At 62.4% G+C, this 26,879-nt stretch carries 25 protein-coding genes and 1 pseudogene; 23 read left to right on the top strand and 3 right to left on the bottom strand.

The annotated features are described in order from the left end of the window. The 6 genes and pseudogenes from FJ934_RS27950 to FJ934_RS09705 form a co-directional block, all read left to right on the top strand. Positions 1–2,117: pseudogene (locus FJ934_RS27950) on the top strand (hypothetical protein); the annotation flags it as partial. 64 nt (positions 2,118–2,181) lie between these two features. Then, complete coding sequence (locus tag FJ934_RS09725; RefSeq protein ID WP_140609126.1) at positions 2,182–2,655, top strand: hypothetical protein; 474 nt, start codon at positions 2,182–2,184, stop codon at positions 2,653–2,655. A gap of 48 nt (positions 2,656–2,703) precedes the next feature. Beyond that, positions 2,704–3,054 carry a hypothetical protein gene (locus FJ934_RS09720; RefSeq protein WP_140609124.1) on the top strand — a complete coding sequence of 117 codons (351 nt, stop codon included), beginning with the start codon at positions 2,704–2,706 and terminating at the stop codon, positions 3,052–3,054. A 7-nt stretch (positions 3,055–3,061) separates the two neighbouring features. Beyond that, positions 3,062–3,376, top strand: a complete 315-nt coding sequence (locus FJ934_RS09715) for a hypothetical protein (protein ID WP_140609122.1) — start codon at positions 3,062–3,064, stop codon at positions 3,374–3,376. Positions 3,377–3,517: 141 nt separating this feature from the next. Next, positions 3,518–3,802, top strand: coding sequence for a hypothetical protein (locus FJ934_RS09710; protein ID WP_140609120.1), 285 nt, complete (start codon positions 3,518–3,520; stop codon positions 3,800–3,802). A gap of 647 nt (positions 3,803–4,449) precedes the next feature. Then, complete coding sequence (locus FJ934_RS09705; RefSeq protein WP_140609118.1) at positions 4,450–5,019, top strand: hypothetical protein; 570 nt, start codon at positions 4,450–4,452, stop codon at positions 5,017–5,019. Positions 5,020–5,325: 306 nt separating this feature from the next. Here FJ934_RS09705 and FJ934_RS09700 read toward each other — a convergent pair whose 3' ends face one another. Continuing rightward, entirely contained in the window at positions 5,326–5,958 is a 633-nt protein-coding gene (locus FJ934_RS09700; protein ID WP_246671477.1) for a methyltransferase domain-containing protein, read from the bottom strand. A 238-nt stretch (positions 5,959–6,196) separates the two neighbouring features. Here FJ934_RS09700 and FJ934_RS09695 point away from each other — a divergent pair, with 238 nt between their 5' ends. The 6 genes from FJ934_RS09695 (at position 6,197) to FJ934_RS09665 (ending at position 12,284) form a co-directional block, all read left to right on the top strand. Beyond that, positions 6,197–7,978 (top strand): portal protein, encoded by a 1,782-nt coding sequence (locus tag FJ934_RS09695; RefSeq protein WP_140609114.1) that lies wholly within the window; start codon positions 6,197–6,199, stop codon positions 7,976–7,978. Beyond that, entirely contained in the window at positions 7,975–8,295 is a 321-nt protein-coding gene (locus tag FJ934_RS09690; protein WP_140609112.1) for a hypothetical protein, read from the top strand. The genes FJ934_RS09695 and FJ934_RS09690 overlap by 4 nt, the downstream gene beginning before the upstream one ends. A 516-nt stretch (positions 8,296–8,811) precedes the next feature. Next, positions 8,812–9,453 (top strand): hypothetical protein, encoded by a 642-nt coding sequence (locus tag FJ934_RS09680; RefSeq protein WP_140609108.1) that lies wholly within the window; start codon positions 8,812–8,814, stop codon positions 9,451–9,453. A gap of 100 nt (positions 9,454–9,553) precedes the next feature. Further along, positions 9,554–11,389: a hypothetical protein gene (locus tag FJ934_RS09675; RefSeq protein ID WP_140609106.1), complete on the top strand. Its 1,836-nt coding sequence runs from the start codon at positions 9,554–9,556 to the stop codon at positions 11,387–11,389. 3 nt (positions 11,390–11,392) lie between these two features. Beyond that, positions 11,393–11,821: a hypothetical protein gene (locus FJ934_RS09670; protein ID WP_140609104.1), complete on the top strand. Its 429-nt coding sequence runs from the start codon at positions 11,393–11,395 to the stop codon at positions 11,819–11,821. 16 nt (positions 11,822–11,837) lie between these two features. After that, positions 11,838–12,284: a hypothetical protein gene (locus tag FJ934_RS09665; RefSeq protein ID WP_140609102.1), complete on the top strand. Its 447-nt coding sequence runs from the start codon at positions 11,838–11,840 to the stop codon at positions 12,282–12,284. A 105-nt stretch (positions 12,285–12,389) separates the two neighbouring features. Here FJ934_RS09665 and FJ934_RS09660 read toward each other — a convergent pair whose 3' ends face one another. Beyond that, on the bottom strand, positions 12,390–12,707 hold the full coding sequence (locus tag FJ934_RS09660) for a YMGG-like glycine zipper-containing protein (RefSeq protein ID WP_140609100.1): 318 nt from the start codon (positions 12,705–12,707) through the stop codon (positions 12,390–12,392). 269 nt (positions 12,708–12,976) lie between these two features. Between FJ934_RS09660 and FJ934_RS28340 the strand changes: the two genes are divergently transcribed. From FJ934_RS28340 to FJ934_RS09615, 10 genes are all read left to right on the top strand, one after another. Next, positions 12,977–13,225, top strand: a complete 249-nt coding sequence (locus FJ934_RS28340; RefSeq protein ID WP_246671476.1) for a hypothetical protein — start codon at positions 12,977–12,979, stop codon at positions 13,223–13,225. Further along, positions 13,219–13,548, top strand: a complete 330-nt coding sequence (locus FJ934_RS28335) for a hypothetical protein (protein WP_246671475.1) — start codon at positions 13,219–13,221, stop codon at positions 13,546–13,548. Before FJ934_RS28340 ends, FJ934_RS28335 begins: the two co-directional genes overlap by 7 nt. A gap of 251 nt (positions 13,549–13,799) precedes the next feature. Beyond that, positions 13,800–14,711 (top strand): hypothetical protein, encoded by a 912-nt coding sequence (locus FJ934_RS09650; protein ID WP_140609098.1) that lies wholly within the window; start codon positions 13,800–13,802, stop codon positions 14,709–14,711. A 174-nt stretch (positions 14,712–14,885) separates the two neighbouring features. Further along, positions 14,886–15,875 (top strand): Coat protein, encoded by a 990-nt coding sequence (locus tag FJ934_RS09645; RefSeq protein ID WP_140609096.1) that lies wholly within the window; start codon positions 14,886–14,888, stop codon positions 15,873–15,875. A gap of 162 nt (positions 15,876–16,037) precedes the next feature. Continuing rightward, positions 16,038–16,637 carry a hypothetical protein gene (locus tag FJ934_RS09640; protein ID WP_140609094.1) on the top strand — a complete coding sequence of 200 codons (600 nt, stop codon included), beginning with the start codon at positions 16,038–16,040 and terminating at the stop codon, positions 16,635–16,637. Then, the gene (locus FJ934_RS09635) at positions 16,637–19,105 is read left to right on the top strand and encodes a hypothetical protein (RefSeq protein ID WP_140609092.1); all 2,469 of its coding nucleotides are present in this window, start codon (positions 16,637–16,639) and stop codon (positions 19,103–19,105) included. The genes FJ934_RS09640 and FJ934_RS09635 overlap by 1 nt, the downstream gene beginning before the upstream one ends. A 311-nt stretch (positions 19,106–19,416) precedes the next feature. Next, positions 19,417–20,076, top strand: coding sequence for a hypothetical protein (locus tag FJ934_RS09630; protein ID WP_140609090.1), 660 nt, complete (start codon positions 19,417–19,419; stop codon positions 20,074–20,076). A 2-nt stretch (positions 20,077–20,078) separates the two neighbouring features. Further along, positions 20,079–20,591, top strand: coding sequence for a hypothetical protein (locus tag FJ934_RS09625; RefSeq protein WP_246671474.1), 513 nt, complete (start codon positions 20,079–20,081; stop codon positions 20,589–20,591). 1 nt (position 20,592) lies between these two features. After that, positions 20,593–23,223 (top strand): hypothetical protein, encoded by a 2,631-nt coding sequence (locus FJ934_RS27945; RefSeq protein WP_181165571.1) that lies wholly within the window; start codon positions 20,593–20,595, stop codon positions 23,221–23,223. Continuing rightward, positions 23,223–23,843 carry a T6SS immunity protein Tdi1 domain-containing protein gene (locus tag FJ934_RS09615; protein WP_140609088.1) on the top strand — a complete coding sequence of 207 codons (621 nt, stop codon included), beginning with the start codon at positions 23,223–23,225 and terminating at the stop codon, positions 23,841–23,843. Before FJ934_RS27945 ends, FJ934_RS09615 begins: the two co-directional genes overlap by 1 nt. 268 nt (positions 23,844–24,111) lie before the next feature. Here FJ934_RS09615 and FJ934_RS09610 read toward each other — a convergent pair whose 3' ends face one another. Beyond that, on the bottom strand, positions 24,112–24,516 hold the full coding sequence (locus tag FJ934_RS09610) for a hypothetical protein (RefSeq protein ID WP_140609086.1): 405 nt from the start codon (positions 24,514–24,516) through the stop codon (positions 24,112–24,114). 49 nt (positions 24,517–24,565) lie between these two features. On the opposite strand from FJ934_RS09610, the gene FJ934_RS09605 reads away from it, so the two are divergent. Beyond that, the gene (locus tag FJ934_RS09605; RefSeq protein ID WP_140609084.1) at positions 24,566–26,863 is read left to right on the top strand and encodes a hypothetical protein; all 2,298 of its coding nucleotides are present in this window, start codon (positions 24,566–24,568) and stop codon (positions 26,861–26,863) included. Positions 26,864–26,879 lie beyond the last annotated feature (16 nt).

Here is a 26,879-nt window from a genome sequence, read left to right as displayed (position 1 = left end):
GCCTTGCCAGCCGCAAGGAAGCGCTGCGCGACGCGGGCTCCACGCGCATGGCAATGCAGCAGCTGCAGCGTCGCAAGCAATATGAACAGGCCCAGTGGTTTGAGGTCGAAGCCGCCGAGCTCAACACCATCGCGCAAAGCGATCCGAACGACACCGCCGCCTTCGACGCCACCCGCCAGACCGGCCTCGATCTTCTCGCCAAGATGAATCTCGACCCGCAGATCAGGCTGCAGGCGGAAGCCGCATGGCGCGCCAGCACCGCGAAGGCGCGCATGCAAGCGCTGATCGCGCAAGACCCGCGCCGCGCCGCCGAGATGCTGAGCGCCGGACCGGTGGCGAGCGACGGCATGGGCGAGACGGTGCGGATGCAGCTGGGGACCGCACGGCAAGGGGAGGTAGCCCAGGCATTCGGCGAAGCAACTTCGCCAGATGGCGAGACAGCCATGCCTCTCGACGCGCTCACCTACCTAAAGCCAGGTGATATTGCGGCGCTGAAGGACCAGGCCAACAACGCCACCGCGGCCCAACTGATCGGTGCCAAAGCGCGGGTCATGCTTGCCGAGCAGAACGCGCCGGCTGTCATGGCCGCCACCGGAAAATACCCCGAGGAGCAGCCGACCGCGCAGGATTTCGTCAATGTCTACGGTGCCGACGAGGGCCCGAACCGTTTCGAAAAATTCCGGATAACGACCGACGTCGCCAAGACGTACTCCGACATGTACCCGGTGTCGAACCAGGCGATACATGCCGAGCTTCGGGATCTCGAACCTGGACCGGGGGGATCACCCGAGGAGCGTGAACGGTACGAGGTAAAGGCCGGCGCTGCGCAGCTGATCATGGCGGCCCGCGACGCCGATCCCGTCGCCTACATCAGCCAATTGTTTCACGGCAACGCTCCGGATTGGGGCAGGGTCTCGACGCCTCAGGATTTCCAGGCAGCCATCGCGTGGGCCAGGGCTGCCCAGCAGCAGTTGGGCTTCAGCAAGGTGTTGGCCGTTCCGCAGGAACTCGCGGACAGCGTTGGGGCAAGATATGTCGATGAGAGCGTGCCGCTGCAGCAGCGCATCATCGAGTTGAGCGATAAACTCAAGGCAGTGCGCGACCCGGAGGCTCGCTTCGCCTTCGCCGGACAGGTTTTCCGGTCCGCCTTGGCCCGCCTGCGTCAGAACGCGGCAGGCAATCCGAGCTTTGCGCCATCCGAGCTCGCAGCCAGGGGAAAAGCCCTTGAGGCCGATCTGATCAAGATGGCCGCGCATCCCGCCCGGGTGCGGTTCGACGCCGGCTCATGGTGGCAAAAGCCGCTTGCGGCCACGAACGACGTCGTCAGGCTCATGGCCAACGGCGCAACATTCGGTCAGTCTGACAAGTTCACCGCCGGAATGCACTCGCTCGTCTCCGACAAGAGCTATGACGAGCTGCTGGCAGTCGAACAAGCCGAAACCGAAGACGCAGAGGATCGTGCCGGGTCGGCTGGCGTAGCCGCAAATCTACTTGGCGCTTTCGCCACCGGTCATGGCCTTCAAAGCGCGGGCCTGACCTTCACGGGAAGACTTGGGGCCGAAGGCCTCAAGGGCCTGCCGGGCCTTTTCGCAAGAAGCGCTACCGCCGCTGCCGACGGCGCGATGTTTGGAGGTGTCGATGCGGCGCTGAACGGTCGCGACATCGTGCGCGAGATGGCTACCGGAGCGCTTTTGGGGGCTGGCGGCAATGTCCTCGCCGAGGGGCTTGGCGCGATTGGTCGGCAGATAGCGACGAGAATCGCGAGGGAGTCGCGTCCCGCTGTCTTCGACGCAGAAGGTGTCGTCGCGCCGCAACCCTCGCTAGCAGTAGCCGAAGATGCGCGCGCTTCTACGCGACAAACTGTGGATTCAATCGGTGATACCGAAATAGTCCGGCGGCAGGAGATATTGGGACGGGTGCATTTAGCCTGGTCCACCCGGGACGTTACAAATCCAATAAGGCGTTGCGAAAGGAATGGGAGCAGAAGCACGGACAGCCTTGGCCCAAAGACCCAGATACCGGCCGGAACATGGATGTGTCGCACGAAATTCCGCTGTCCGACGGCGGGCCAGATCACATATCAAACATTCGACCCCGTACTAGGGCAGACCACATAAAACGGCACCAGGACGCCGGCGACTATATGCGCTGGTCCAAACGAAGATACCAAGGGAGTTAGTCATGGATAGCAATGCTGAACCTGACCTAGAAAGCGTTACGCATCTACCGCCACCGAATATAGGTACCGGAGAACACGATCTCGATCGTGCCCGGGTCGAGGCGCGTCAATATCTGAAATTCTACAACTGGGTTTTGTCCATAAAAGGCGAGTATCTGGGATATGGTGCCGAAGGAATAATCTACATATTCCTCTTCCAGATAGAACCTGGTCGACCGGATGTGAACCAATGGATATGGGTCATCGTTGGCGACGTGCCGCCGACATATATCCCTGTTGACGACGCCAGGACGCCCTTCGAGGCTCTTGACGGGTACATTGGCGCCCTTGAGGAATGGGTCGAGGCAGCGCGCAAGGGGAAGTCGGTGGCGAATTTGATACCGGTCAATGTCGATGCCAATCCCGTCAACGCCGAAATATTGGCTGGGCGTCTCAAATTTCTCGACGAGAAGATTTTACCCGAACTCCGGGGCTGAACCTCCTGTGGGAACACGGCGGACAATGGAGGATAGCTAGATCACAACATGATCCTGGGACTATCTTCCAGAAGGCACTGCATCCGAATCGCCGAGGAGGATTTTCTTTATGGGGAAAATAATGAAGTTATTGGATATGTTGGGCGGTTGTCGGATTTTGACGAAGACGACACGATTTATGTGTCGGAGCCGTGGACGGTAGATTCCAATGCAATGGTTGCGACCGAGCCGGAAGAGGGATTGGTGCCAGCGAAGGCGGCCAAGGCGGGGCTGACATACTTCATCGAGATATTCATCGCGATCGAATTTACCGAGGCCTGGGTTGCGTCGCAGAAAGAAACGCCCAGCCTGTCTGCCATCTGTCAACGGCTCATCGAATATGCCACCTATGATGCGTGAGGGGAAAATGGCGACCGATCGACGTTATGAAGGAAAGCCGCTGCTTCGGCTTCTGGAGCTTTATGTGCTCAAAGCGATTGGAGAACTCTCTCAGGAGTCGGAAGATTCCCTGAAAGCCATGGGCCCCAGCCTGCAGGCTATTTATGGCGGTGACGGAGGATGGGACGATGCAGTCGCGAAGGCTCTGCACATGCCCGACACGATGCCGGAGGCAATCCGCGATATGTGGGCAAGGAATCTCAAAATCGCCCGCGACAACAATGTAACGCTCACGCCTCAGCAATTTGCCGAGATGTTCGTGGATAACAACTTCGCTAGTTAAGCCGCCTCAAACTTCCGCAAGACGTGGCGTGGAATGGCGGTGCGGGACCAACCTGTGACCAATGCGCCGGGGTGGCGTCGAAAAGCCGACTTTTCGGAAATTTAAAAGTTATTCGTCGATAGACACGGGTAGGGGGATTACATGGGTGCAGGTTCTGCTGCGGTGCTGCTCGGGGCGCTGGTTCCGACATTTTTGCTGAGCCGCTTGTTGCTTTGGATTACAAAGCGTTGGAACGGCGGCGTGGCGCGCCTGTTGCTCGTGCATGTCATTTGCGGTGCGCTCGCCATTATCGCCGCGGCTTACGGCTACTCGAACACCGGGGCGCCGGACTGGTCTCGCGGCCCAGTTTACATCGTTGCGCAGTTGATCTGGCTGGTGGTGGATTTTGTTCGCGACCGCCGTCGGCAAAGCCAGCCTGCGAGCTGATGGCTCACAAACGCTGAAGACCAACCATTGCAATGCGCGACGTTGAGGCCTGAATTGCGCATATGCAATGCTTAAACCGCGTTCTATCCGGGTCCGGGTGAATTCCGCCGTCGCCGGCAATATCGCAGACGTGCTTGATGAACAGGAATGGCGAGACCAATTCGGGAATGAGTAGGTAACCTCGACCCGCCACTGGATCTCGCGAACACGCGGCAGCAGAACGTCTGGCCCCTGTAAGAGGGTGGAGGATAGAGGGTCGCTTTCACGCTAACCGGAGAAACGAAACATATTAAATAGGAATTTTTTCCCGTAAGCTGTTGACCATGTGAGGGCAGCAATGGTACATAATTATCCATGGCGCTGATTTGCGCCAACGACCCGCCCGCGAGGCGGGTTTTGTTTTTGGAGCGAGGGTTGCTGAGTTGCGGGGCAGTGTATTTTTGGCCCCTCCATCTGTGTGACCGAGGTGAAGCAAATCTGGAATAGTACACTGACACACGTGTCACTGTAGTTCTTCTCCGCCAACCTTCGCCCGAAGACCGGCCGGGCAATTACGGCAACAGTGCCTGTTTGGGGCGCGCCAGACGTTGGCACCGCCCCGACGTCCGCAGTCGGCGTTTCGATTCTGATCGACGAAAGTCGTTTCCATGACGCTGCGCATCATTCCCGCCACGCTGCGCGATCTTTCCTACATCGCCGCCAATCTGCGTCCCGAAGACCGCGCCGAGATCGATTGCCAGCTCGACCATTGGTCGCCGGCGCTCTTGGCGCTGACGGCGCTGCAGGGCTTTGCCTATGTCGCCGAGCTCGACGGCAACCCGGAAGCCGGCTTTGGCGCCGCCGAGCAGCGCGACGGCCTATGGATCGCCTGGAGCTGGGGGACGCGCCGCATGAAGCGCTGCGTGCCCGGGATCACGGCGTTCTTCCACTCGGTGCTCGGGCCGCAGGTCGCGGCGCGGGGCGCCTGGCGGGTCGAGGCGCGGGCGCTGGCGGCCAATGACCTGGCGCTGCGCTGGCTTGGGCGGCTCGGCGCCACGCAACGCTGCCTGCTGCCGGGCTATGGGCGCAACGGCGAAGATTTTTTCCTTTACGACTGGACAAGAGAAGGCTGGAACCATGTGTCTGTTTCAAAAACCACCGGAACTGAAGCCGCTGCCCCCGGCGCCGACCGCGCAGGACAAGGATGTGCAGGCGCGCGAAGCCGCACTGCGGGCTGAGCTCGAACAGCGCCAGGGAACGCTGAGCACCATCAAGACCCACCTCGCGCCAAGCAGCCTCACCGGCCAGCGCCGCGTGCTGCTGGGGCTTTGACCATGACCGCGATGAAGCGAAGCTTTCGCCGGCGCGTGCTGGACTGGTGGTTCTGGCGCAGGCATGCCAGGGCGGTGAAAAGACGGGGGTAATCTCCCCCCTCGCCAAGGGCGACAGAGGGGGGCGTCTCGCGTGGAGCGCTAACCTTCGTCTGCCGCAAGAGGCCGCGCCCAGTCGGACCGCCCCCCTCTGGCCTGCCGGCCATCTCCCCCTCAAGGGGGGAGATCGGTGGCCTTCTTGGCGAAGGCCCAGACCATCAGCGGGTATTCCTCGTCGTTGCTGAGATCGCGCCACAGGCCGTAGGCGCGCACGGGGCCGCCTATATGGGCCCTGGCGCAGGCCTTGTTGCCCCAGCCATCGACCTTGACGTTGGCTTCAGGGAAGCCACCTTCGACCATCAGCTGCTTCAGGCCGGCGGGGGTCCATCTGTTGTAGTCGTGGGGCCTGGCGTGCACCCGGAACAGGAACGGTGTCGCCACCATCGCCCAGCCGCCGGGCCTGGTCATGGCGTGGATGTTTTGGGCTGCCGCCAGCGGCCGCCGCACATGTTCCAGCACCTGGTCGGCGATGACGATGGAATATTGTTCCTCTGTACGGTCCTTGCAGATATCGAAATCAGGGAAATCGACCGACCGGTAGTTCGGACACATCGCCCGCCAATAACGGTTCCAGCCGGGCGAGATCTCGATGACGTCGGAGGCCTTGCGGTTTCCGGCTTCCAGGAAAAGCGTGAACGCCTCGATCTGGCGGATGCGCAGCCAATTGCGGGAATCATAGCCAAGCAGGCGTTTGGCCACCTGCTTGCCGCGGTTTTTCAGGGTGCCGGCAAGGCTCGTCGTCGTCACTTCGACCTCCTCCAAAACCCGCCGCGAAAAACAGCCTAGCCCAGGCAAATGGGCAAAAAATGACAGCGAGCCGTTCTTCCTCGCTGGAGGGGGAGATGACCGGCAGGCCAGAGGGGGTGGGCTCTTGTGGAGCGCCAACCTCCGTCAGCCGCGGGAGCTGCATCCAGTCGAACCGTCTGTCGCCTTTGGCGACATCTCCCCCTCGAGGGGGAGATTCCCCAGCTTCAACGAGGCACCCATGACCGATTCCCGCGCCCGCGATATTCTTTCGCGCCAGTCCGAACTCGAGACCGAACGCAGCCAATATGAGGCGGTGTGGGAACAGGTGGCGGAGTTCTGCGATCCCGATGCGCCCGATGTCTGGAGCGGCCGGCGGGCCGGCGGCCCGGATTCGCAGGCCGAGCGGCAGGAGCGGCGCGGCAGCCGCGTCTATGCCAACACCATCAATTCAGCCGCCAACAGGCTCGCCGCCGGGCTCGAAAGCCTGATCATCCCGCAGTCGGAAAAATGGCATGGTCTGTCGACGGCCGAGATGAACGACGAGGAGACCGACGAGGAAAAGAAGTGGGCGGAGGCGCTGCGCGATTTCCTGTTCTCGCTGCGCTACTCCGCCAATTCGAACTTCGTGCCGGCCACGCAAGCCTGCCTGCGCAATGTCGTGCGCTACGGCCCGGCCTATCTCTATGCCGAGGAAGGGTTCGGCGGCACGCTGATCCGCTATGCCTCGATCCCGGTGGTCGAGGGCTATCTGTCGCGCAACCGCTGGGGCCAGGTCGACATTTTCCACCGCCGCTACGAGCGCACGGCGCGGCAGGCGGCGCAGCTGCTCGGCTACGAAAAGCTGCCGGCGCGCATCAAGGTTCTGGTCGACGATCCGGCCAAGTGCGAGGAAAAGATCTCGCTGATCCAGTGCATCCAGCCGCGCGACGAGCGCCGGATGTACCGGCTTGGCGGCCAGTACCAATATCTCGACACGGCCTTCGCCTCCTACCACGTCATCGAGGATGAGGAGGATATCGTCCGGGAAAGCGGTTTCGGCACCTTCCCGGTGTCGACCTTCAACTGGCGCCGCTACGAGGGCGATCCCTATGGCATCTCGCCCGCCATCGAGGCGCTGACGACCGTGCGCGAGGAGAACGCGGTGCGCCGTTCCGGCTTGCGGGCGCTGCAGCAGATCACCGACCCGGCCACCGCCTCCAAGGCCAGGCTCGACTATGTGCCGGTGCTCAATCCGGGCGAGAATTATCCGGGCTTGATCGACGACAATGGCCGGCCGCTGATCGCGCCCATCAGCACCGGGCAGAACCCGACCTATGCCTTCAACTACGCGCAGAGCCGCGCCGACGAGATCCGCGACATGATGTTCGTCAATCTGTTCCAGACGCTGGTGCAGAACCCGCAGATGACGGCGACCGAAGCGCTGATCCGTCAGGAAGAGAAGGGCGCGCTGCTCGGGCCTTCCGGCTCGATCATCCAGGCGGGCTTCGCCAGCAATCTCGACCGCGAGCTCAGTATCCTCGAGGACAAGGGGCTGTATGACGAGGACAGCCGCTTCGCGCCGCCCGAAAGCCTTGCCGGCAAGGCGGTGCGGCCGACCTTCACCGGCCCGCTTGACGTGCTCAGGCGTTCGGCCGAGGCGCGCGACACCATCCAGGTGGTGACCACGGCCATGCAGATGGCCCAGTTCGATCCCGGCGTCATGGACAATATCGACAGCGACGAGGCAATCAAGATCGTGCAGAGCGCCGGCCGCAGCCCGCAGCGCATCTTCCGCCGCAAGGAAGAGGTGGACGGCATGCGCAGTGCCAGGGCGCAGGCCCAGCAGGCGCAGGCCGGCATGGCCGCGATCGCCAGCGCCGGCAAGGTGGCCAGGGATGCCGTACCGGCGGCCGTGCAGGCGCGCGACAGCGGCTTGCTCGACAGCCTGCAGGGCCTGCTGCAGGGCGGCCAGGCGGGCGGACCGCCGCCGCAAGGCGCTCCGGGCGAAGTTGGCGGCGCCAGCGTGGCGCGCGGCGCATGAGCGGCAAACGCTTCGCCCGCGCCGGTCATGCCGGCGGCCCGGCCAAAGCGCGGGACGCGCTGACCAAGGCCTATCTGCGGGTCTTCTCAGGCGAGGATGGCGAGATGGTGCTGGCCGACCTCGCGGCGACGGTCGGCTACTACAGGCGGCCTTCCTATGGCGAGTGGATGACACGCACCAGAACGCCCGAAGGCTTCGAACTGCACAGCGCGCTCAGCAATGCCCGCGCCGAGGTGGTACAGCACATCATGGGGTTCCTGACCCTGGACGAGGCGCAGCTCGTGGCGCTGGAGAAGGCGGCGAGGGCGGAGGGATAGTGAGGCGTCGAACCTGCTGATCTCCCCCCTTGTGGGGGAGATGCCCGGCAGGGCAGAGGGGGGCGCTGTCCCGCTGGCGTTGCCGCAGATCTGCGGTCCGCCCATCGGAGAACTAGCTCAAGAGCCCTCGCCAAGCCCAGTGCGCAACGGCGTGGGAGGCATTGTCAAACCTCTATCGGGTGTGGCGCCCTACGGCGCCCCCTCTGTCCTGCCGGACATCTCCCCCACAAGTGGGGAGATTGGCAATTTCGCTGCCGGCGCCTCAACAGTTGCCGTGGTAGCACCCGTCGTCACAAGGCGCGGTGTAGATGCAACTGCTATGCCGCCACGACTTCGTAGCGCTGCCGTCCAGGCGCATTGACCTCACAAGTAGCGCCGCGGCTCCCGGTTTTCCAGGAAACGCCGATCCGACAAAACCTCGGACAACGCAGCGTCGGCGTGTGCGCGATCCGGCCGTGCCGCGATGGCCGGCGCCGCGCGTCCTTTTTTCAAAACTAGTTTGGGCAGGCAACGCCAATGGTACACATCATTCCTCTCTCCGTTGGCCAGCGCCGGCGCGATACAGGCGATGCGACGGCGTATGCCGACGCTGCGCCGGCGGGCGGGACGCCGCCTCCGCTCGACGGCTATTGGCAGGCTGTTGCCGAGCACTATGAACGGCGCCAGGCGCAGCAGCAGGCCTTCGACACCGAGATCGCGGCCCGCAGGCTGGACGGCGAGATCGCCAAGACCGAGGCCGATGCCGTGGCCAACGCACCGGCCGATGGCGCCGGCCTGCACGACGCCGTCTACGGCCAGGTCAATCCGCACACCGGCCAGGTGGTGAAGACCGGGCAGTTCGACACGCTGTTCGACACCTTCGTGAAGCAGGCGCCGCCTGACGTGGGCGCTGGCCTTGCCAGCCGCAAGGAAGCGCTGCGCGACGCGGGCTCCACGCGCATGGCAATGCAGCAGCTGCAGCGTCGCAAGGACTACGAGCAGGCCGAGGTCGACACAGCGCTCAAGACCAGTGCCATTGTTATAGGCAACGCCGATCCCGACGACCTCGTCACCTTCGAGGCAGCCCGGCAGCAAGGCCTCGACCTAATCGACAAGATGGGGGTCGATCCGGCGATCCGACAGCAGAAGGCGAAAGGACTGGTTCAGCACAGCGGCTAAGACACGGTTCGAGGCGCTGATCGCCAAAGATCCGAAGTGCGCGCTGGAAATCTTCGGTGTCGGCACCGCGGTCGCGGGCAGCGAGGCTACCAGCGACACCATGCAAGCCGCAGGTAGCTCGATCTCGGGCAGCTTAGAGAGGGCTGCCGGAAAAGGTGACCGCGTCGGCACACAGACCCCGGATGAACGTATAACGCAGGCGTTCAGGGACGACCTTCCGCAGGAGCAACAGGAAGCGCTGGTTCAAAAGGCAAAGGCGGCCAAGCTCGCTCAAGAGGTCGAAATCCGCGCTGCCATTGGCCGCGCCGAAGCAGAGGCGCCAGATGAGATCGCACGCACAGGCGCCTATTCCGGCAAGATGCCCGGCGAGGATGCCTACAAGATCATCTATGGACGCGACGAGGGCGGCACACGCTGGCAGGGTTTGAAATGGCAGGCCGATGTCGGGAAGCGGATTTTCGATATGGGCACCATGTCGAACCAGGCGATCAATACGGCCGTTGTCAATGCCCAGCCGGGGCCGAATGCTTCGCCAGCGGACCAAGCACGCCATGAGGTAACTGCAGTCGCGGCAAAACTGGTGCTGGAGAGGAGACGGGTCAATTCCGGCGGCTATGTCAGCGAAACGTCTCCAAACATCGCTGCGGGCTGGAAAGCTGTATTTGGCACTGGGCCTTCCGATCCAGAGGCCTATGACCAGGATACTTACGACAAGACGCTAGCCTTGTCGGTCGCCAAGCAAAAGGCATTGGGCATCGATGATGAAAATCTTCAGCCCGTGCCGTTCTCCATGCTCCTCAAGTTTGCCGAAGATCGCGACAGCGGAAGCATGTACTTCATGGACAATTACGCGAAGGCAAGCGCGCTGTTTGAGCGCACGAAAGATCCTGTTGCACGAGCAGCTCTGGTCCGAGAACTGGACGATGCTGGTCTGGGCGGGATTCTCCCCGGCGGCAAGCCGCGCCTTTCGATGGGCGAGGTGTTTCAAGCGGATGCCAAAGCCCTAGGCAAGACGATAGCCAATGCCGGGATCGGCCTAGCCAACGCAAATGACTGGATTGCCTACGGCATGTCCGGAGGAACGATCAGCCCTCCAGATTATAGGGATGCCTACTACGAGCCGGCGAACAGCACCGAGAAGGTGATGATGCGTCAGGGAAATGACGCATTGGGCTGGGCGATACCGGTGCCAGGGCTTGGCCGAGCCATCGAGAGCGCAATACCGCGCGCAATCGAATCGATTGGTTCCGGGGCGGCAGGGGGAGCAGAACGATCCATCACCACCAAATTCTTCGCAAGTTCCGAGGCCGCGAGTACCTCAATCCCAGAGACCGCTCCCGGTCAGTTTGAGAAGATAAGCGCCCGGCAAGACACAGCGGCAAACATACCGGCAAAGCCACAGCTAGATGATTTCGCCAAGCAGCTTACGACGTCGCTTGACGCTACCCCAGACGCTATAACGCCTAACCCTGCGCAAGATGGGGGCAAGACGATCGTCTCGCCTCGGAAGTCAAAACTCGACCGCCAGATGATTGCTGCGGTGGCGAGGGAACTGTTTGCGAGAGATCCCAGCCGCGTGGAGCATCCCGGTGCAAAGTTTGGCGAGGCGACTACAAATAATTACCGGAAAGCGTATGCTCAGGCGAACCCCGACGTGGACATCGGCGAGCTAGTAATTCATCATCCAGCTGAGCAGCAATTGCTTAAGAGGGCTCTAAATTTTTTGTCGAAGAAGAAGATCAATTCGGTAGAAAATCTCCGCGGTATTCCTGAGTATCTCAATGATATTCTGCACCTTATTGTCATCAGGAGTGAAAATGATGAATTTCACGCAAAATACCCGTATCCGACAGAGCAGCAGATTCTAGATCATTCGACAATGATGGACAAGAAGTATGGACATAATTTTGTACCACCCGTCGGAAAGGAGAAGTAAGCGATGGATTATTATTATGTCCAGCCATTTGTTGCCGGTGATTTTGGTAAAAATACCGTTATCGACAATCGAGTTCACCCTCCGATTGTGCATAAGCTTCACTACATGGTCGACGTTTGGATAGGTGACGTCCTGATAAGACGCTTTCCCTGTTATCTGGTCACCAAGGAGGCCGAGCAAGAGCTACTGAAGATGCGTGTCACAGGAGCGACCTTTGCCGAAGTCGAGGTCACTGGCTCGGAGCTGTTTCGTAGGCTGCAGCCAGAGACCGAACTTCCACCTTTCGTCTGGATGAAAATCCATGGGCGGCCAGGCCACGACGACTTCGGTATGGCTCCAAATCATGAGCTTGTCGTTTCGGAATCCGCCCTAGACGTGTTTGAGCGCCTGGGCAATGAGTCGGCGGGGATTCGCCTATTCGATGCGAATTGAATGTCGGAGCGTATTTATGGTCAAATGCGGAAGAGCTTGCGAGCAGAAGCGCAACATCTATAGTCCTTCGGCCGAAACAGTTCGATCGATTTTCGACGATTGCTCAGGCGGTGAAGGCCGAAAACGAAAATTACTCATAAATAAATTACTTAACTTCCGAAAATTTGATGCCCTTCGGCCAACAACACTGGACAGATCTCGAAAGTTGCCGGGCCGCTTCCGCCGCCGCTTAGGAATGTGGTTCATAGGATATGACGGCGACCGACTTGACCTTGCCCGCCTTGTTCAAGGTCACTTCGAAAACGGCTTTGATGCGATTGTCGACGGCGGCAACGGGCAAGACCAGGCAGCCGCCGATCTGGTCGATGTCGACAGCTTCATGGGCCTGCGGAAACCGAACACACAACCAGAAGTGAGGTCATCAGAAGTCGCATCGTCGTCCCCTCGTGAGGGTAGACGATAACGTCGACCGGCTCTGAAGGTAAGGGCGGGCTCCAGTATCCCGAAACCTGGCGCTGCCCCCTGCCGGGACCTTCTCCCCGTTGAACGGGGAGAAGGCGGCTAAAAATCAATAATTGCCGTTGTAATACCGGTCGTCGCAGGGCGCGGTGTAGATGCGGCCGTAGCGGTCCTGGTAGCGGCAGAGCTGTTGGCCGCGGGGCTGCGGAGTGGTGGCCGAGCCGACGACGGCGCCGAGCAGCGCGCCGCCGGCCGCGCCGATGACCGTGCTCTTGGTGTTGCCGCCGATGGCCTGGCCGACCAGCGCACCGCCGGCGCCACCGAGCAGGGCGCCCGTGGTGGCGCGCTGCTGGCCTTCGGTCTGCGTTTCGCAGCCGGCAAGGGCGGCGGTCATGAGGACGGCCAAAATCGCTTTCTTGATGATCATCTGAAGAACCTCCTTTTGAGGCCACGCGGGCCGATGTCCAGCCAAGTGCGGTCGCATTGCGGCGGAACGGCGGCGTGCTTCGTCACGAAGTGAGTCATGGTTTCTTAGGCGTTGATGGACCGCGATCCCGAAAAGAAGGCTTTCGAACAAGGCGATAGCGGCGCCGGCTGGCAAAGTGAGTCAGGCGGTTCGCGCCACGTCTGCCTGTCGGCTGAAGCTGCCGCGACCGACGGCATCCCTCGAATTCCCACCAAGAATGGAGACGTAGAATGACGCGTGGTCTTCCCCGCACCCTTGCCCGTGCCGCCGCCCGCGAGGCCGGCCTTGCCCCGCCCAAGCTCGGCCTGAAGGCCGTCACCACCGGGCAGGGCGGCTCTTACCGCACCGTGTTCATCTTCGCCGGCATGCAGGTGCCGGTCACCGACGCGCTGGCCTATGCCGGCCAGAAGATCTTCGACTTTTCCGACGGCAAGGTGCGCTCAAGGGCGGCACGGCCAGGCTGCAGTTCGCGGTGCTGACTACCCGCGCCTCGACCATCAACGACAGTGCGGCACTGACCTGGTCGCTGGGTTCGGCGGTCGCGTCGAGCGCGACGCTGGCCGGCACCATGGTCAATGTGCTGGCCTCGACAGGGCGCACGCTGGATGGCGCCGGCGCGGCCCTGTCGACCGCCTCGATCGCCGATGTCGCCGCCGCCGTGACGCTGGATGGCACGGCGACGCCGGTCGATCTCTATCTCAACCTGGCGTTCGCCACCGGCACCGACATCGATGCGGATGGGACGCTGGCCGTGACGGGTACGGCAACGCTGCTGTGGGAAAATTGGGGCGATAATAATTAGGCGCTGGAACTGCTGATCTCCCCCCAAGTGGGGGAGATGCCCGGCAGGGCAGAGGGGGGCGCTGTCCCGCCAGCCTATCCGGTCAACTTCAGCTCACCAATGAAGGTAGCACCTTACGGCCTAACGCGAACGCCGCGTTCCTTCGCGCCCCCCTCTGGCCTGCCGGCCATCTCCCCCACTTGGGGGGAGATCGGCAGCTTCGCCGCCCGGCGCCATCACATCTTCGAAATCCCAACAAAGGAATCTCACTCATGACAGATCTGGCAGACGCCGGGTCCGTGGCGGCGCGCGCGCAGCCGGCGGGCAACCCAGTACGGCCAACGGCAGGTGCGGAAAACGGGTCCGCCGCGCCTGACGCCAAAAGTTGGTTTGACGGTCTTTCCGAAGGCAACCGCAAGCTCGCTGAAACCAAGGGCTGGACCAAGCCTGAAAGCCTCGATCGGGTTTTCACATCCTATGCGGAACTGGAGCGGCAGCAGGGCGAGAGCCTGCGCGTTCCCGGCCCGGATGCGTCGCGGGAGGACTGGGAGCGTTTTCATGCCCGGCTGCCCGAGACCATGCGTCCGCTCACCTCATCCGAGAAAGTCGAATACCGCCGGCCGGAAGGCCTGCCGGAAAACTTCGCCTATTCGGACGAGCTCGCTCAGGCGTCCAAGGCCTGGGCGGTCGAAGCAGGTGCTTCGCCAAGAACCGCGCAGGCCTATCACGACAAGTTCGTCGGCTACATGGCCGAGCAGGCGAAAGCTCAGGAGATCGCGCTCGCCCGCTCGGTGGAAGCCACCCATGACGATCTTGTCCGGGAGTGGGGGCCGACCAACAGCGACGGCTTCCGCCAGAAGCTGGAGGTCGCCAACCGGGCGATGAAGAAGCTCGGCCTGGTCGACGCCTACAAGGCGAAGGGCATCCTTCTGCCTGACGGGGCGCTGACCGATCCGCAGATCGCCAGGGCGTTCCACGCCATCGGCGACGCCATGTTCCGCGAAGACACCATCGACGCCGGCGCGCGCTCGGGCGGAGGCAATCCGTTCAAGCGCAACGCCTCCGGCGAACGCAACCTGACGGCGATTTCAGCCCTCGTCAAAAGCGACCCTGCCCGCGCCCAACGGCTGGCTCGCGAGGCCGGCGAGAATCCGGACCGCTGGATGCCGAACAACCCCCTCTAAGCTGTGTCGATATTCAGGTGATCCCGGCCTGCAAACGATGGCTTTCCGCGCTTCCGGTGCTCACGGACCCAAATGTCCGCTCCCTCCGGTTCTCGAAAGCCATCATTTTCGGCTCGGCCTGACCTGAATCTCAACACACCTTCACCGCCAAACCAAACCTGAAGGAAGAGAAAAATGGCAGATGCCTACACCCGTATCGCGGACGCGATCGTTCCGTCCGTCTATGCGCAATACGCTTTCGAGGAACACGTGCAGTCGCTCGAAATCTACCAGGCCGGAATCCTGTTTTCCGACCCGGCCATCTCCTCGAAACTGTCGATGGGCGGCCGCTCCGTCGACATGCCCGGCTGGAAGGACCTCGGCAACGACCCCTCCGAGCCGGTCAATGACGATCCGGCCGATTCCATCGAGATGAAGAAGATCGGCTCGCGCCGCGAGGTCGCCGCCCGCAACGTCCGTGCCCAGGCCTGGGGCGTTCCGGACCTGACCTCGATCCTGGCGGGCGACGATCCGCAGAAGCTGATCGTCAAGCGGCAGACCGACTACTGGCAGCGCGCCAACAAGCTGACCCTGCTCGGCATCCTCAAGGGCGTCGTCGCCGACAACATCGCCAATGACGGCGGCGACCTGGTGCGCACCACCGGCGCCTCCATCGTCGACACCGACATCATCGAGGCGGCCTATCTGATGGGCGACCGCGCTGACAAGTTCAAGACGATCTGGATGCACTCCAAGCAGATGAAGGCGCTGAAGCTCGCCGACCTCATCGACTATGTGCCGTCCTCCGAGCAGGGCGGGCCGCTCATCCCCTATTACATGGGGCTGCGCTGCGTGGTCGACGACGATATCCCGGTGGCGGCGGGCGTCTACACCGCCTTCATGTTCAAGGACAAGGCGATCCTGTGGAACGAGCTTTCGGTCAACACCGAGGGCGGGCCGCTTGAGTTCGACCGCAAGCCGCGCCAGGGCCATGGCGGCGGCATCACCGAAATGGTCGGCCGCCGGCATTTCGTGCCGCATGTTCCCGGCACCCGCTTCCTCGATGCCTCCTCGGCCGGCGAATTCGCCACCGACGCCGAACTGGCGCTGGCGGCGAACTGGGACCGCACCGCGTCGAGCGTGAAGAACATGACGTTCATCGCGCTGAAGACCACCGAGGCCTGATTGGGCTGACGCGAAGGGGCGGGAGCGTTGGCGCTCCCGCCCTCGGTGCCGCTGCCAGCACACGCGCGCGTCGTGGAGCGCTGACCTCAGCACTATCTCTTTCAGACAAGTCAGCCGCCTTAGAGCGGCTTTTTTCATGCCCCAACCACGAGGCGCTGACCCATGGCCATTACCCCGCTCGATATCGCCAATATGGCGCTGGCCGTCCTCGACGAAGCGCCGATCGACAGTCTTGACCAGGACGTCAAGGCGGCGCGGCTGCTCAACCTGCATTTCGACCTTACGCGCGAGGCCGAACTGACCAGATATGCCTGGGTGTTCGCGATCCTGCGCGCCACGGTGATAGGCTCCGACACCGGCGGCAATGATTGCGGCCTGAACGTTGCCTACGAACTTCCGGCCGACTGCTTGCGGCCGCTGCCGTTGACCCACAATGGCGAACCGGACGGCGTGCCGATCTCGTGGCGGCAGGAGGCGGGGCTTATCTATTGCGACCAGCCGGGTCCGCTGACGGTCCGCTACATCGCCAACCTCACCGACCCCAACGATTGGGATGCGCTGTTCACCGAGGTGCTGGTGGCAGCCCTCGCCATCAAAGTGGCGCATCCGCTGACCCACAAATCCGGCATGATCGACACTGCGCGCTCGGCCTATGACCGGGCGCTGGATGCCGCCCTCAACGCCAACGCGATCCAGCGCGGCGGCCGATTCTACACCGCCTCCTGGTCGATCCAGCGCGGCGACACCAGGGTTGCACGCTGATGACGGCGCTCTATCCGGTCCAGGACGTCTTCACCCGTGGCGAGATCTCGCCGCGCCTGCATGCGCGCGCGTCGCTCGATTTCTATCGTGCTGCACTCGCCAGATGCGAGAACTTCGTCACCCTGCCGCATGGCGGCATCCGCAAGCGCGGCGGCACCTATTTCGCCGGCGAGGTCAAGACATCGGCAAAGAAGACGCGGCTGATCCCGTTCATCTTCTCTGCCGACCAGGCCTACGCGCTCGAATTTGGCGACCAGTATATTCGCGTCTACGCCTATGGGGCGCGCGTCGGCACGGTGGAGATCGCTTCACCCTATCTGGAAGCGGACCTGTTCGAACTCGCCTATGTCCAGTCGGCCGACCAGATGTGGATCAGCCATCGCGACTATCCGCTCAAGGTGCTGACGCGCACGGCGCACGCGAGTTGGGCGCTGACGGATTTCGAGTTCCTCGATGGTCCCTACGACGACATCAACGCAACGGCTACCACGCTGACCCCGGCCAACACCGGTCACGCGACCCCGAAGATGACAGCCTCGACCGCGCCGAGCGGGACGGTGACGGACGATGGAACCGGCTCGAGCAGTTGGAAGATTTTCGATCGCGACTTCAACCAATATGTGAAGGTGGGGGACGGAAGCAGCGGCTTTGTCCAATACCAATTCCCGTCCGGCCGGGGGAAGGCGGTCAACGCCTATTGGATCGCGTGCACCGACAATGTCACCAGCAATGGCGACATGGCAACTGCGTGGGTGCTCTCAGGCTCGAATGACGGGATAAACTACACAACTCTCGATAGTCGTGCCGGCGAGATCGGTTGGTCGGGATCGGAAGTGCGTTTCTTCGATTTCCAGAACGCGACCACCTACCAGTATTATTGGTTCAAGTTTTCGGGTGGCGGCGGCGGTGACGCGACCGTCACCAGCATGGCCGAACTGGCCATGGCTGAAAACGGCGATACGATGACACCTTTCGACCTGACCGCGTCATCGATCGTCGGCATCAATAACGACGCAGGATTCCAATCGACCGACGTCGGCCGCGCCATCCGGCTGCTCGGCGGCGACAATGTGTGGCGCTGGGCCAAGATTACCGGCCGCACCAGCACCACGGTGGTCAAGATCAGACTCTATGGCCACGCGCTTCCAGATCTCTCGCCGATAACCCGCTGGCGGCTCGGCACATTCGTGCCCGGCAAATATGTCGAGAGCGGTTCGCTCTATGAAGAACGCCTGGCCTTCAGTCGCAAATTCTCGGTCTATGCCTCGGCCACCGGCGACTTCGACAATTTCGCGCTTGGCGAGAAGGATGACGATGCGCTGGAGTTCATCCAGGCCGGCGGCGGACAGGCCAACGACATCGTCTGGATCGCCGATTCCGACGGCGCGCTGCTGATCGGCACCTCGGGCGGCGTGCGCGCTTTGTCGGGCTCGGGCATAGACGAGGCCCTGACGCCATCCTCGTTCAAGAACCGGCGCTCGCGCACGTTCGGCTGCGCCCGCATCCGCCCGGTCGATGCCGGCCAGTCGTTTCTCTATGTCACGCGCTCGCGCAAATCGATCGCCGAGCTGACGCAGACCGCGCAGAGCCGTTTCACTTCGGACGATGTCGGGCAGATTTCCGAGCATATACCAAAGCAAGGCGTGGTCGAACTGGCCTTCCAGACCGATCCCGACCCGCTGCTGTGGTTCCCGCTCGATAATGGCGAGCTTGGCGGCTACACCCACCAGCCCAGCCAGGAGGTGCGCGGCATGCACCGGCATCGGCTCGGCGGTGCCTTCAGTGGCGCGGGATGGGCGGTTGTCGAAAGTGCCGCCGTGACGCCCGGCCAGGATGGAAATGACGATCTCTGGCTGGTCGTCAAGCGCACCATAGGCGGTGTGACGAAACGCTATATCGAGATCAAGACCGCGCCGTTCGAATACGGCGCCATCGGCGATGCCTTCGAGGTCGACTGCGGCCTCACCTATACGGGTGCCGCGGTGGCCATGGTCGGTGGTGCGGCGCATCTCGCCGGCCAGTCCGTCGATGTGCTGGCCGATGGCAAGGTCTACCGTGGCCTCACCGTTAGCGGCGGCGGCACCGTGACGCTGCCGGGTGGCTCGACCGCCGCCAAATGGCAGCTCGGCCTGCCCTATGCGGCGGGCGCCGACACGCTGGAACTCGACGTCGGCGGTCGCGACGGTTCCATCATCGGTCGCCGTAAGAAGGTGGCCAAGGCAATCCTGTCGTTGCTCGAAACCGATACCACGGGGCTTCAGGTACAGTCCTTCATGCGCGGCCGCTGGGAGCCGGTGCGCATGCCCTCGATCGTCGCGCCGGATGGCAGGGCGACGCTGTTCACCGGCAATGTCGAGGTGCCGATCGACGACAGCTGGGAAGGGCAGGGCAAGGTGCGGATCCGCCACGTCAACCCGACACCCTGCACGATCCGTGCCTTCACCCCGGTGTTTGACGCGGAGCCCTAACGGCCGGCGCTGGAGAATTGGCGAAGCCGTTGATGACGGCCAATCTCCCCCCTAGTGGGGGAGATGCCCGGCAGGGCAGAGGGGGGCGCTGTCCCGCCGGCCTACCCAGTTGATGCCTACACCTTGCTGGACCGAAACCTGACCGCTGCTCTACCAGCCGCTTCGATAGCCATTCAGAGTCTCGAGATTGGCTCCCCGGCCGCCGCCGCGATCCTTCGCGCCCCCCTCTGTCCTGCCGGACATCTCCCCCACTTGGGGGGAGATTAGCTCTCCGCCGCCTCGCCTGTCCCACTTCACGAAGGAACCCACCTGTGACCACATCTCCCTATGCCGAACAGCTCGGCAGGGCGCGGACGGCTGCCGATTTCGCGGCCGTCATCGCTCTGCTCGACACCGACCTCAGCGCTGCGATCGCCAACCGGCCTGGCCTGCGGCAGGCGGAAGACCGCGCCGTCTTTGGCGACGGCGACCTTGCCGCGGCACGCGCGGCCGTGGACGACAACAATGACGCGATCGCGGTGCTGGAAAAAACCATTGCCGCGGCGGACGAGCGCCGCGGTGCCGCCGCCGCCGCCGAGGCGCGCGCCGACATCGAGGCGCTGGGTGGGGAGACCGGCGCCAGGGCCGCATTGCTCGGCAAGCATTGGTCCGCCGTCCGCCGGCTGGTCGAGGAGCTGCGCCAGGAGCTGTTCGAGGCCGATGCGCTGATCCGCACCATTGCCACCGCCAACGGCCTGTTCGATGCCGCCGGGCTTTGCGACCTCAAGGCCAATCTGGCGGCCACGCGCCGCGCCGCCATGGCCGGCCCGCGCGCCGCGGCCCCGGCGCGGCTCAGCCGTGCCGGCCTGCAGGCCGACCGGATCCTGCTTTCGCTGATCCGCCCCGGCGGCGCGCTCGACCCGCGCCCGTCGCTTCGCGCGCCGCTGGCGGGCGCGAAGAAAAAACCCGTTCCCGCATCCACACGAGGCTGACCATGTGCACATTAGCTCTTCTCGGTACGGCCATTTCGGTCGGCGGCGCCCTGATGCAGGGCGTCCAGCAGCAGCAATTGGCCGATTACCAGGCCAAGGCCTACGAGCAACAGGCGCAGGCCGAGGCGCAAAGCGCTGCCTTCGAGCAGAGCCAGGAGCGCCACAAGCAGGGCCTCTTACAGGCGCAGGCGCGCGCCCAGGCCGGCGCCTCCGGCGTCGGCATCGCGGGCTCGCCGACCGAGGTGCTGGCGGCGAATGCCAGGCAAGGCCAGATGGACCTCAAGGCGCTCCAATACAGCTCGCAGCTGCGCCAGAACAACCTCAACAGTCAGGCCGCCATCTCCCGCTTTCAAGGCAAGCAGGCGATGACGGGTTCGATCGTCGACGCCGGCAGTGCGCTCGTTGGTGGCCTCTCCAAAATCTACGATCCAGCCAAGGCAGTGACCCTCGGAGGTTCGGCACTTTCGCCCCGGGCGAGCGCGGCCATCGCCGGCGGCTATTCGGGACTCTACTGAAATGGTGCACATCATTCCGCTCTCCGTTGGCCAGCGCCGGCTCGATACCGGCAACGCGCCGCAATACCCCCAGGGATCGCCTCTCGGCGCCGCCATGCAAGGTTTTGGCGACGGCCTTTCCGCTCTCGCCGAGCACTACCGGCAGATGACGGAGCGGCAGGAGGCGTTCGACGCCGAGCTGGCGCGCCGCCGTTTCAATGGCCAGATCGCGCAGGCGGAAGACGAGGTGACGGCCAACGCGCCGGCCGACGGCGCCGGCCTGCACGACGCCATGTATGGCCAGGTCGATCCGCGCAATGGCCGGGTGGTGAAGACTGGCCTGTTCGACACGCTGTTCGATGCCGCCTTGCCCAACATACCCAAGAGCCAGCGAGCCAACTTTGCCAAACAGAAGGAAGCGCTGCGCGAGGCCGGCTCTGACCGCATGGCGCAGCGGCAGCTTCAGCGGCGCGACGATTATGAGTTGGCCGAGTGGAGCAAGGTCGACACCATGTCCACCAGCGCCATCGCAAAAAGCGACCCGAACGACACCGCAAACTTCGAGGCGATCCGGCAGAGCGGGTTCGACCTGATCGCCAAGATCGGCAACCCGCTTGCCCGGCAAGCGGCGGAAGCCGCCTGGCGCACCAACACGGCCAAGGCGCTGATCCAGGCGATCATCGCCCAGGATCCGAAGCGGGCCGCCGAGATACTGGGCGCGGCGCAGGGCCGGACCAAGGACGACACCGCCCAAGCCGTTGGTGGCAGGCAAGAAGCTGGTGCGAGTAGCGAGGACGAGACGGCCAGCGCTGTGAGTGGCACGGTGCCTCTTTTGAACGCCGGCTCCAGAGCACCGGCAGTTGCGGCCGACAGAACCGCCGCCTTGGCGGCAGTTCCATGGATTGCTGACCTGCCGCAGAACGATCTGCAGGACCTTGGTCAGAAGGCGCAAGTCGCCATCACTACGCAGCTCTTCGATGCGCGCACCAATGTCCAACTCGCCCACCAGAATGCGCCAGACGCCCTCATGTACACCGGCTCTTATTCCGGAAAGAGACCGGAAGATGCAGACTTCGCCGCGGTCTATGGCGCCGAGGAGGGCGGCAACCAATCTCTGGATCTCGAACGGACGTTCCAGGTCGGTCATCAGGCATTCGGCATGGTCAGAATGCCGAAAGATGCCATCGATGCAAAAGTGCTCGCGGCCAAGCCCAAGCCGGGCAGCCCCACTCCGGAACAGGATCAAGCGGAATTTGACATAACGGCGGCTGCGGCCAGTCAGGTTTTGCAGGCTCGAGCAGCCGGCCCAGCCGACTTTGTTCGCAAAATCGACTCGACAGCGGACACATACTGGAACGCGGTATCGAGCCAGGACAGCTACGATCCGGCTGCCTATCAGAAGGCGATCGCCCGCTCTGTCGCGGTGCAGCTGCAGCTTGGAATCAAGCAAGTCCAGCCGCTTCCGCCGTCTGTCGTTAAAGACCTCGTCGACACCTTGAACGATGAGAGCGTGCCGCAACGCGACCGGGACGCAGTGCTGCGAGATCTGTTCGCGGGTACGTCTGATACGGGTGTTTTGGCAGCCACGGCGCTGCAACTGAGCGACGAGAACCAGTCCCGGATTGCGCGAAGCATTGCGAACAACGCAGTTCCCGTATCCGCAGAGGAACGCGTGAACCGGAATCTGGCGGCGTTCGACGCACTGCCGATTTATCTTAAGCCGCTCGTGGCGCTCAATGACACCGTCCGTCTGATGGCCGATGGTGCGACATTTGGGTACGCGGACAAATTCGCGGCCACCATGAATTCGCTGATCTCTGGTAGCAGCTACGAGGACCAACTCGCCGCTGAACGTGCCGGAACACAGGATGCGAGAGATCGGGCTGGCTCCGCAGGAACCGCTGCGGGAATGCTTGGCGCGTATCTGAGTGGCAACGGCCTTGGAAAGGCGGGCATTACACTCACCGGCAGGTTTGGCACAGCCTCGATGGAGGGCTTGTCCGGCCTTCTCGCTCGCGCCGGCCTTATGGGCGTTGAAGGTGCTGGGTACGGCGCAGTGGAGGCCACCGGTCGCGACCAGCCCGTTGGCAGCGGGGCAACTGCCGGCTTCTTTGGGGGCGCTGGAAGCACCATCGCTGGCGAAGGCCTTGGCGCGGTCCAGCGCCAGACGGCACAGTGGTTCAGGCGGCGAGCATCCTCTTCCGAACATATTGTCGAGCCCGCAGCGGCAGAAGTTGCTTCAGATACAGCGATCGCGGAGGCCCCTCCGCCTGCCCAACATGCGGTTCCAATCGGCCCGGCCTCGGTTGGCCAAGACCTACATGTAACCTACATGCCTCATTGGAACGCCGCGCAGCGGGCGGCCGCGGACCTCAAGGTGAAGATGTTAACGGAAGCCGTAACCGTGGTTAGCCAAGCTGTTCGCAAAGGGAGATCCGCGCGGAAAATTTTCAAAGCTGCCGGATTTCTAATTCCATTCGGCCACGATATTGATCACGTCATCGACCTGCAATTGGGAGGGCTTCATCAGCTGTCCAACTTTGCCATATTGGATTCGAGCGTAAATCGAAGTGTGGGCGCGCAGATATGGAATCAGATTAAGCATCTACCCATTGGAACGGCCATCAATAAAGTCACGATTGGAGAGCGATAGTGTTCGAGACATTCCGGCAGAATTTTCCCGTCGAAGGCAGGGTTGCAACGGACCCGGGTACGCCTGTTGTGGATACTGGGATCCCTGGCCTGAACGAACTGCTAGATAGTTTTGGAGGCGCATCTTTCCAGCAAGGTTTGTACCGGATCATCCGCCCACAGGACGTGCCAGTGTGGAATGCGAGGATCAATCTCGCCTTCCCAGAAACCAATGGACGCGTCACCTGCTTTGGCTACGATTGGCAGGGCTCTGCGTTTGCACTCGACTCTCAGAGACTCGAGGAAGGACAGCCTGGAGTGGTTCTGTTTGAGCCAGGTACAGCCGAAGCGCTTGAAATTCCCAACAATATCGTGACTTTCCATGACGTGTTGGTCGTGGAAAATCCTGACGCGGCGCTGTCCGCCAACATATATTTGGAGGATTGGCTGGCGGCCGGCGGTACGCAACCTGGCTATGACCAGTGCATTGGCTATAAGAGGCCACTTTTCCTCGGTGGAGAAGACGACATCTCAAACCAGGAACTGTCGGATTTGGAAGTTTATTGGCACATAATGGGGCAGGTCATAGCCAAGGTAAAGGGACTTCCGCCCGGGGCTTCGGTAAACCTCAGGGGTGGCTGATAGGGTTCCTTAAGGGCTAACTCGAACATGTGGCGAGTTTCTCTCCTAGCGGGGCGCTGGAAGACGTTGGGTCAGGATCCGCAATTTAATGCGGGCGCTGCCGAGCGCTGCCCTCGAGCCCATCTTTGGCTTGCGTCGAGGGTGATGAACCATTCATCACCTCTGAACTAAGGGGCGCAGCCGTTATAGCTGAGAGTGAATAGCGTTTCCTCGCCGTCATCGGCCCTGATTGTGTAGAAAGCATTGGGATCGCCTCCGTCTTCAGATCTCAGGTGAAGTCTTTGAGGGTTTCCGGGTCCACCACAAACATATAAGAGCGCATCGGCCCATAGATGAATCCATGCTCGCCTTCCTTCGTCAGGATCTCCGCCGCCACGGCTGGCTGCAAGTGATCGCGTTCCATCGTGAAGTAGGCGTAGCCGAAGCCATGTCGGGTAACGGTTGCGATTGCCCCGGACTCAAGTGATTTGAAGAGCACACCTTTGGGGCAGATCTCGCCTGATCCAGGCCGTCCGACCGGGCCGGACCAAATGGCAACGTGAACACCGTCATCACCGCGAGGATGAGCGACCTCAACGATGCCATCCAAGCGTCCAACCGAAAATCCAACAATTCGGCCATGAACGCGCTCGTTCGATTCTAACAAATAGCCGGCGCGCGCCACCTTACCCACAACTTTCCAAACCTCGCTTCCGCGAGGCTTCTTTCATGGAGATTGCCTTATGGCCCGACCTGCAACTGCCGCCGTTCGCCTGTTGACCGGCGAACGCGAACCCGTGCGCCTGGCGACCACGGCCAACATTGCCCTCTATGGGCTGCAAGCCATCGATGGCGTGGCCGCCGAAGTGGGCGACCGGGTGCTGGTGAAGAACCAGGCCGATGCAAGCCAGAACGGCATTTATACGGCGAGCGAAGGCCAGTGGTTCCGCGCCGCCGACGCGCGCACCGCGCGGACGATGCAGAAGGGCACGACGGTGCACGTCGCCGAAGGCACGGCCAACGGCGGGAAGACGTTCGTTTTCAACATGCTCGACCCGGTGATCGGCGACACGGCCATTTCTATCGGCTTCTACTTTTCCGATACCGCTGTGACCGATGCACAGACCGCAGCGACGGCCGCCGCCGGATCGGCGAGTGCCGCCGCGACAAGCTCTACAGCAGCTTCAACCAGCGCGACCAATGCCGCGACATCGGCGACGAATGCCAGCAATTCGGCCACGGCGGCATCCGGCTCGGCGAGTTTCGCCGGGACAAGCGCCACCAATGCCGGGAACTCAGCGACCGCAGCCGCCGGGTCAGCGTCGGGCGCTTCCACCTCGGCAACTAACGCCGGGAATTCTGCGACGGCGGCGGCAGGTTCGGCGACGGCCGCCGCTGCAAGCGCGGCAATTGCGGCTCCAAAAGAGTTCACCAGCGTCACCGAAGCCGCGGCATACACTCTTACGACGGTGCCAGCCTTCGTTCGGACCGCAGGGTTTGGCAGCGCTGGCGATGGCGGCGGGGGCTTGTACCAGGTGGTCGGAGCTGACCCTGCCGAAAAGGGCAGCTTTGCCATGCCCAACATTTCAAAATGGGCAAAACTGACCGAGAACAGGGCGCATATCAGGCTGTTTGGCGCGCATCCGAACGTTTCTGACAATACCGCGAAGCTCAATGACGCGATGCTCTACGCCCAGAACCGTGGCGAGAACATGCATATTCCAGCTGGTGTTTATGTCTGCGACGGCCCGGTGCAGCTCAAGGCGCGATCCGTCACCGGCGACGGCCAGTATCTTTCGCGCATCGTCTCGACGCTCGCGGGACAATCGGCGGTGATGATCGCTCCCCAAACAGGCGTTGCCGATGACAACACTTTCAGGGTCTGGCGAGACTTCGGGGTTTCTCCCTCTGCCGCGAACGGTGGCACGTATGGCATTGAGGTTGCTCTCAATGATGCCGCCGAATTCCTGAGCAACTGGGTGATGGAGCGGCTCTATATTGGCCCGTTCGGAACGGACGGTATTCGTCTCAACAACTCGATTGGAAATGCAAACGGCCTATTCCGCGGCACCATCCAGGACAGCTGGATAGAGAACGGCGTGCTGATCGAAAAAGGTGGCGACAGCCTTAGCATCCTGCGCAACACAATCCATGGCACCGGCATCGGTATCTACGCAACACTCGTGGGTGGCGCTCGGCAATTCGTTCTCCGGAACAACAACATCACGCATCGGGCTGAATGCGTGTATCTGTCAGGCATCAATGGCGACGCACACATCATTGAGAATTGGATGGAGACGCCTTCCTATCTCGGAAACTACACGGGCGCCGGCCAGGCGCTGCTTTATCTGGAAAACTCGAGCGGAGCCGTCGTCAAGCGCAACACGATCCAGCCGCTGGCGAGTGTCGGGGGCGGCTTCGTGCCGGCCAACTCGGCAATCTTCTGCGCCGGCAACAGTGACGACACCATCATCGACGAAAACTCGATCTACAAGGGCGGCGTCGACCATATCCGGACGGCGGCTGGGGCCGACCGAACGTTCATCGGCGCGCGCAACAAGTACGACTCCGCGCTGACCGTCACCGACAACGGGCCTAGCACGATCGGCAAGCTGTCCGGCGGGTACACTTGGGACGCAGGCCATGTACCGCAGGCCAATGATGGCGGCGCAATCGGATCGGCGACCAAGTCCTGGTCCGATCTTTTCCTCGCCTCGGGCGGTGTCATCAACTACGCCAATGGTGATGTCACCATTACCCATTCAGTCGATGCATTGGCCTTTGCTGGCGCAGCGAACGGTTATTCCTTCGACAACGTCATCAAGATCAGCGGCAACCAGGTCCTTAAAGCAAGGGAAATTGGCTGGACGGCAGGCACTGGCACGGCCCTGAAAGGGGCGTTTGCAGCCTATGCCGGCCAGGCGCATACCGGCGCTTACGTGCAGGCTACTGTGCAGGCGCTCGATAATGCCGCGCGCGATGCCTCTCAACGTATCAAAGCTATCGAAGATGCGCTTCGAAACCACGGGCTGATCAACTAAACCCTTTGACGACTCG

Origin of the sequence: Mesorhizobium sp. B2-4-12 (assembly GCF_006441575.1) — a bacterium.
GTDB lineage: Bacteria > Pseudomonadota > Alphaproteobacteria > Rhizobiales > Rhizobiaceae > Mesorhizobium.
This window is presented reverse-complemented; position numbering and strand designations above follow the sequence as displayed.